Here is a 7,487-nt window from a genome sequence, read left to right on the forward strand (position 1 = left end):
GCGCTGGCCGATCTGTATCAGATCGGCCTGAGCGGGATCTTCTGCAGCGCAGCCCAGCGGACCGAAGCGCTGCTCCGGGCGGCCTGCCTGACGTGGATCGCCCGGCAAGACAATATAGATGCTGCCGCCGGAGGATGGCAGTAGCAGCCGGTTAGACCGGTTGTGCCCAATCCATCCATGCTGCTCATCTCACTCAAACTGCTGCTAACGCCATAAGCACCACCACTGTCACGCGCCGATAATCAGGCCTCTGCTGCTCGCGCCTCAATCCCAACGATGCATCTCACTATATTCATACTGCTATACCGCCAGCCGACATCACTACCATTACCGTAGCCCCTCAGTGCCTAAGCGCATCTACTATAATAATAACCCGATTCCACCAGCCATCCAGGCTGTGTTGGAATCGGGTTTTATTATGCTCATAGAAAGAAGGGAATAAAGGTCACTTAGATATAAGGGAATCTCGCTATCCTGATAATTAAGCTCAAATCAGCATCTGCTTCAGTCCAAACAGGCCTGCAACTCGAGTTCTGGCTGAATGAAGTAGATATTAATAGACTTAGCTAAATCAAACCACGTTTGTGGCAGAAATCCGGTAACTATGACTGTAACTACGACAGTACCTATGACTGTAACTGTGACAGTACCTATGACTATGACACAACTGATGCGGTTAATAGCTGGTTTTATTACGAATGCGTTACGGCGTGCGTTTACTACTAAAATCCTGCACTAAATACAACATTCTCCGCGTAAAATCGGCTATAACTATGGATTGTTGTATGAAATACAGCATTTCTCATCCCCAAAGCCGCTCAGCGAGAGAATTCTTGTATTTTGTACAACAATCCTCTCAAACACCCAGGGATTTATGAATCAAAGTTGCAATTTATACAACATTTCTCCTTACCGCGCCTGCAACCGTGTCTGTGCCCGCGCCCTTGGCCGTGCCTGCAACCGTGTCTGTGCCCGCGCCCCCGGCCACGCCTGCAACTGTGGCTACAAACATCCCCAAGCCCGCGACTATGTTCCTGCCCGCAACCGTGCCGCAACCGTGCCCACGACCATGACCGGATGATCGTGAGCCATTCATCGCTAACATACCCACAGCAATTCCTAACCCAGCTGCACCGTAGCTCCTCCGGATATCCGGCAAGCCTCGTCCCCGGCGGTGATCCATACATCCACTGCCGACGGATTATAGACCATCTCACGGGAAGCGGAGAAGCGCAGTCCTTGTACAACGGACAAGTAGTCGGCAATCTCGATATTGGTGGCATACCAGATCTCTTCATGGCCGCCCATCATGGCGGCGAACTGCTCAAGCTCCTCCCAGTTATCATTGTCGTTGAATTCATAGCTGTGTCCCCATACATATAGCAGTTGCATATGGGAGAACCGGGGCTGCTCCTCCAGGAACTGCTTGCCAAGCGCCAGCATGTCGCGGTGATGGCAGGTGGGATGCCAAGCCAGCAGGTTGTCCGGCAGGCTGAAGCTGCCATGGGACTTTACAGTACGTGAATATTCGATTCCCAGCGCCGGCAGAACGCTCAGCACCTGATCACTGTAATCGCCGAACGGATAGGACATCCCCCTTACGGGATAGCCCGCTATCGCTTCCAGATGTCTGCGGTCCCTCAGAATCTCTTCGGCGATGCCCTCACGCGGGGTCATGGAGAGAAAGGGATGAGTGCTCGTATGTGCTGAAATCTCATGCCCCCCATAGAGGGAAGCCACTTCCTCTTCCGTGATGTAGCCCTCATTGCCGAAGAATCCTGAATTCAAATGGAAGGAGCCTTTTAGCCCATGCCGGTTAAGGATCTCCACAAGACGTCTGTCGTGGATTCTTCCATCATCCCAGCTTAATGTTAGCGCTTTAGTAACGCCGCCCGGAAAAAGATCAAATTTGATTTTCATTACCTGTTAGCCTCCCTGATTTCTCTCTATGTAGATTGAACTGGAAATTTATAATTTGGGATTTGTTCCTGACTCCGTGGAGGCCTTGCTCTTCGGGGCGCTGCCAGTCTGCCGATTTCTCTAAGTTACTTCTCCCATTATTAAATTTACAGGTCCAATCTATATAGAATGTGATCGTGAGCATGTGTTCCTCCTAATGACGGATACAGCCCCATCATGAACAATGCCAGAAATGAAAGCGATTAGCAAGATTCTTGTTAATGGACGGCATTCCGCCGCTTGACTACACTGGGGTGGCGAAGAGGGCGGTTCGGCAGCCCCAAGCTCTGGTCAGGACATCCACAAGGAGGAGCATTATGGAAGCAGTATCACGGACAGTACTCGAAGGGCATATAGCCGCGTCATTGAGCGGATGAAGGATATGAGAGGCTCCATTCAGGAAACGGCGCCTATTGGCATCATCTCGATGGACAACTGGGAATGGCCGCAGGGGGTTGGATTATTTGCCTTATACAGCTATTAGGGGCGAGGAGGTTCTATTGCACTTTGTACAACAGAAGAACATTAAATCAGCCTGGAATTTAAATCTGTTGTACATTATACAGCAGAAATTCAGGTTTCCGCTGTTTTTTGCCCCTTTTCCCATAATCAACTGTATGAAATGCAATAGAATATCATTTTTCCGCAATTCCAAAGGAGTTCTATTGCACAAAGTACAATCAGCCAAACCCGCAACATTACCCCGGTTGCCGATATTGAGAAAACTGCAGTTTTCCACTTGTCAGCCGCTACATTCCGGCCTTATGCATCCGGTACTCGGAGGGCGTGCACAGGAACACTTTTTTGAATTGTCTGGAATAATAATTATGATCCCGGAACCCGCTGTCCATGGCCACCTGTGAGATGGTTAATCCGGCATTGCGCAGCAGCGTGCAGGAATACTCCAGCCGTTTGCGGATGACATAATCCATGGGCGTCGTATGATAATTCCGGGTGAATACGCGGAGGAACTGGCGCTTCGACATATAAGCGAGATCTGCCAGAGACTGAAGTGAAATAGGCTGCAGGAAATGCTCCTCAATATAGGTAACCGCCTCACCGATCTGCAGCGCCCTGTTCTCCGTTCCGCCGCCATTCTGCCGGTAATATCGTGATAGTGTGCCGACAAGCGCGGTGAAATACGTACGGATCATCAGCCGGTAGCCGTCAGACTGCCGGTCATACTCCTCCAGAATCCGGTCCAGCAGAACATTAGCCTCTTCCAGCTGCGCGGGCTGCAAGGAGAGCATGCCTTTGAAATACATCTCTTTGCGGAAGAACGGCTCCAGATAGAACAGCGCCTGAAACCCCGGCAGGAGCTTCAGCTCCGGCAGCTGCAGCAGCTGATCGGGATGGAACATCACATTGATGTACTCAATATTCTGCACATTTTTGTACCCATGCGAAATATCGCTGTGGATAAAAAACACCTGACCCGCCGATACGGGGTACTCCCTTCCTTCAATGATATGAATCGCGCTTCCCTCCAGAATGACCACCAGCTCCGAGAAATCATGGCAGTGAACATAATAATCCTGAGTCAGCGGGCATTTCTGAATGCGGAAAGTAAAGCCGGGCTCGAGTCCTAAATCCCGTGCATAGAGTTTATTTGTCATGTCGTTATTATGCTAAAGAAGGGCATGATCGTCAAGGAACCGTTCCGCCGTTTGCGTTAATCTTAAGAGGAAGATGACACAAGGTTGGAGGGAATTTATGCAGCGATGTTTATATAGAGCCAAATGCAGAGAGGGCTGCGGCCCGGCTGCTTTTTTGGGCTCACAGGTGGAATTGCTTAATGAACGTATGGACTGGCTGGGCATTTCTTGGCTAAGCATCTTTCAAGACGGCCAGGGGCTGTTTCTATATTACGAATGCAGCGGCAAGGGGGTTGAGCCGGAGCAGCTGTTCCCGGGCGCAGTGGAGATTCTCATGGTCTGGCCGGGCGGGGAGTACCCGCGGCTGTGGGTGCCGATGATGGATATTTTTCATTATCAGCAGCCGGTGTCCGGGCAGCATTGGAAGCGTAACCAGGTTCTGGGGGCTCCCTACGGCAGGCTGGCAGTACTCAAGCCGGAGCAGGTCTCAAGCTATATCTATTACCATTATCAATATCAGGAGGAGCGCCCGGGAGACGGTGACAAATACGGAATCATCGGTCTTCATGAGAACCTGCTGTTCTTTTATTCCGAGCTGCCCGCAACCGTGGAGCCCGCTCCCTATACGGGGAAACTCACAACGAATCTGCGTCCGGAGCAGTGGGGAGAGGTTATGGAGCCGCATTTTATCAAGTGGAAGAATGTAGAGCCGGATCAGGAAATCTGGAAAAAGCTTACGCCTGTCCTAACGATCAACCTCCCGCAAAGGGGAAAAGGAGAATGAATATGCTGCGCACATCCATATGCCTGAACGGCGAATGGGATTTCATGCCGCTCTACGATCAGCCGCGCTGCCGCAGTCTTCCTGAGAGGCTGCAATATGAGGCGCGCAAGATACAGGTGCCTTCGAGCTGGCGCCACAGCTATAAGACGCCTTCGGGCAGCAAATTTGGAGAAGTACCGGACCATAACTTCGTGCCATTTGATGTTTACGGCTACCCGGGAGAATGGGATGCGGCCGAGGCTGGGGTGCTGCACCGTTCTTTTCAGGTGCCGGAGACTATGCTGGGGCAGCGGGTAGTGCTGCGCTTCGATGGAATCATGCAGAAGGCAGCGGTATATCTGGACCGCGAGCGGATTGCCGTCTGGGAGGACGGATATCTGCCTTTGCGGCTGGATATCACCCGGCTGGTGAAGCCCGGCCGGGAGCAGCAGCTGCATGTGGTATGCGGAAGCTTCGACATGGCGGTACTCCCTTCCGGGGAGGAGAGAATCACCGGACTTGCCGGTTCGTGGTTCGGCAGGATCGCAAGGGGAATATGGCAGGATGTCTTCCTCGAAGGCTACCCGCCTGTATCGCTGGAGGATCTCACGATCCGCACCTCTGTCCGGCAGGGCATGCTGGACGGTTCGTGGTTCGGCAGGATCGCAAGGGGAATATGGCAGGATGTCTTCCTCGAAGGCTACCCGCCTGTATCGCTGGAGGATCTCACGATCCGCACCTCTGTCCGGCAGGGCATGCTGGAAGTGGAGGCGCTAATGAGCACGGAGCCGGGTGGTCCTGCGATGGAATCGCTGCAGGTGTTCCTGAAAGTCAGGGAACGGAAGTCCGGCATCCGGGCTGTGGAGGAAGCTGATGCGCTGCCGGTGCTTGAAGCGGAAGCCGGAGTGGATGCCCTGCCTGCCCAGGCAGAAGAAGGACGGCAATTATGCTGGAACACCGGCAGCACGGAGTGGGGCGGAGCATCATTTGCGCTGCCCTGGCAGGATGCCGTGCTGTGGAGTCCGGATCACCCGGTTCTATATGAGCTGGAGCTGGAGCTTCAGGCAGACGGGGAAGTCCTCGACCGGCGGACCGACGTATTCGGCTTCCGGGAGTTCTGGTGCGAAGGCCCGCAGTTCATGCTGAATGGGATTCCCGTTAACCTGCGGGGCGATTCCTGGCATTTCCAGGGGGCGGCACAGCAGACAAAAGACTATATCCGCAATTGGTACCGTCTGTGCAGACAGGCGGGCATCAACAGCATCCGGCTGCATGCCGAGCCGTATCCGGCTGATTATCTGCGGATTGCCGATGAGGAAGGAATGCTGATTGTCGATGAGACAGCAATCTACGGGTCGAGCAAAACCATGGATGCTGCCCACCCTGATTTCATCTCCAATTGCCGGGCGCATGTGCAGCGGCTGGTACAGCGGGATAAGAATCACCCATCCGTCATTCTGTGGAGCGTGCAGAACGAGATGCGCTGGGTGGACGGCCGGGATACCTACAAACAGCATATCCCGGGTCTGATGGAGCTGATGAGAGCCCTTGATTCCACCCGCCCGATTATGGTGGAAGGGGATAACCGGTTGGTCACCAAGCAAGGGACAGAGGTGGAGAGCCGCCATTACAACATTGACGGCACGATCGCGCAGTGGGACCGCAGCGTTCCGCTCACCTTCGGCGAGCATGGCGGCTGGTGGTACATCTGCCCGCAGAACAGCAGCATGTATATCGGACTGGACGCTTACCGTGACTCAGATGCAAGTGCTGCCGGCTTGGCCCAGAAGGAAAGGCTGTTCGTGGAGTATGCACGCCGCCAAGGTGTCTCTGGTATCTCTACCTTCAACTTCGCCCATTATTTCATGCGGGCGATGCCGGAACGAAATATTCAGCTGCCGCCTGCCGACCTGACCACACCAGGCCCTAAGCCTGCGGTGATTCCGGCTTACTCCCTTTCCCTGAACAACGGGCTGCTGCCGGAGGAATATCCGGCATTCAGAACCAATCCCGCTTTTGCCATTATGGCTGAAGCCTTCAAGCCGGTGACAATGATTGCCGCCGAATATAACCGCTGCTTCTTCGATGATGCGCCGGTCCGCCGCAGCTTCGATGTCTACAACGATACGCTGGCAGAACAGGAAGTGACTATTGAATGCACAGTCCGGCAAGGCGGACATGTGGTTCATAGCGAGACGTTCCGTTTCCGCCACGAGCCTGCCGCCCGCCGGAGCATCCGGCTGGAATGGATGCCGGAACCGGTCAATGGCGAAGGAGCTGGAGTGGGAGGGGATGAAGGCGTAGGCGTAGGAGCAAGAGCAGGAGATGGGGCAGAAGCAAGAGCAGGAGATGGTGCAGAAGTAAGAGTAGGAGTGGGAGTGGGAGCACCAGCACCAGCAGGAGTAGCAGAAGCGGAAGCGGTGCTGTCTGCCCGGCTGTTCCATGGCACGGAGCTGAAGCACGAGCTTAATCTGAGCTACCGGCTGTTGTCCGGGAGCTGCAAGACAGAGCCGGTAGAAGTAGCGCTTCCCGCTGCTTATCTAGGCTCTGACCGGGACTATGAGGCGATCCGCACCTTGGTGCCCGGCCTGGTCCGGTCAGAAGCGGAAGCGGTAGAGCGGCTTGCGGGCGGGACGCTGCTGATTGTCGGCAGCCGCATGCAGGACAAGGACGGGGCGCTGGACCGGAAGCTGAGAAGATACGTGCAGCGGGGCGGCAGATTACTGCTGCTGGAACAGCTTCACCTCTCGCCCGGCAGGCTCCCGCTGGTCCGCAGGGAATTCATCCGTGCCCATGCAGGCGACTATGGGCATCCGGTGCTCCGGGGCCTCGGAGTAGAGGACCTCATGTACTGGCATGAGGGGCTACGCGAGGACGGGCCGCTGCCGATTATCCGGGCAGCGTTCGAGAAGCCGGTGGCCGGCGATTTCACCCTGCTGCTGGAATGCAGCGCGGGTGACTTTGGAGATGGCGGCGATCTGTGGTCGCCGCTGCTGGAGTACCGGAGCGGAGCGGGCATGTTCCTGGCGAATCAGCTGGAGATCATGGATCATCTCCACCGGATTCCCCAGGCCTGCCTGCTGCTGCGGAGCCTGCTCCAGTATGCGGGCCGCGCAGTCCACGCGGCCGCTGTACCGGAGCCCGCTGCGGTGTGGGTCCGCAGCGGCGGG

General features: G+C 55.0%; 4 protein-coding genes. 2 read left to right on the plus strand and 2 right to left on the minus strand.

Translation table 11 applies throughout. The features are described 5' to 3' along the window. Positions 1-1,119: 1,119 nt before the first annotated feature. Together QW71_RS35580 and QW71_RS35590 are read right to left on the minus strand one after the other, a co-directional pair. Entirely contained in the window at positions 1,120-1,920 is an 801-nt protein-coding gene (locus tag QW71_RS35580) for a polysaccharide deacetylase family protein (RefSeq protein ID WP_039310578.1), read from the minus strand. A gap of 788 nt (positions 1,921-2,708) precedes the next feature. Further along, the gene (locus tag QW71_RS35590; RefSeq protein WP_052770587.1) at positions 2,709-3,575 is read right to left on the minus strand and encodes an AraC family transcriptional regulator; all 867 of its coding nucleotides are present in this window, start codon (positions 3,573-3,575) and stop codon (positions 2,709-2,711) included. A 97-nt stretch (positions 3,576-3,672) separates the two neighbouring features. On the opposite strand from QW71_RS35590, the gene QW71_RS35595 reads away from it, so the two are divergent. Then, positions 3,673-4,338, plus strand: coding sequence for a hypothetical protein (locus QW71_RS35595; protein ID WP_235441644.1), 666 nt, complete (start codon positions 3,673-3,675; stop codon positions 4,336-4,338). Further along, the coding region (locus tag QW71_RS35600; protein WP_052770589.1) for a glycoside hydrolase family 2 protein at positions 4,335-7,487 on the plus strand (3,153 nt) is incomplete at its 3' end. The genes QW71_RS35595 and QW71_RS35600, both read left to right, overlap by 4 nt.

The organism is Paenibacillus sp. IHB B 3415 (assembly GCF_000802655.2).
GTDB lineage: Bacteria > Bacillota > Bacilli > Paenibacillales > Paenibacillaceae > Paenibacillus_AQ > Paenibacillus_AQ phytohabitans.

What these genes read in the sequence shown, in the direction of transcription:
- QW71_RS35590 (WP_052770587.1), bottom strand. Translation starts at nt 3,575, where the DNA reads ATGACAAATAAACTCTATGCACGGGATTTAGGACTCGAGCCCGGCTTT.
- QW71_RS35595 (WP_235441644.1), top strand. Translation starts at nt 3,673, where the DNA reads ATGCAGCGATGTTTATATAGAGCCAAATGCAGAGAGGGCTGCGGCCCG.
- QW71_RS35580 (WP_039310578.1), bottom strand. Translation starts at nt 1,920, where the DNA reads ATGAAAATCAAATTTGATCTTTTTCCGGGCGGCGTTACTAAAGCGCTA.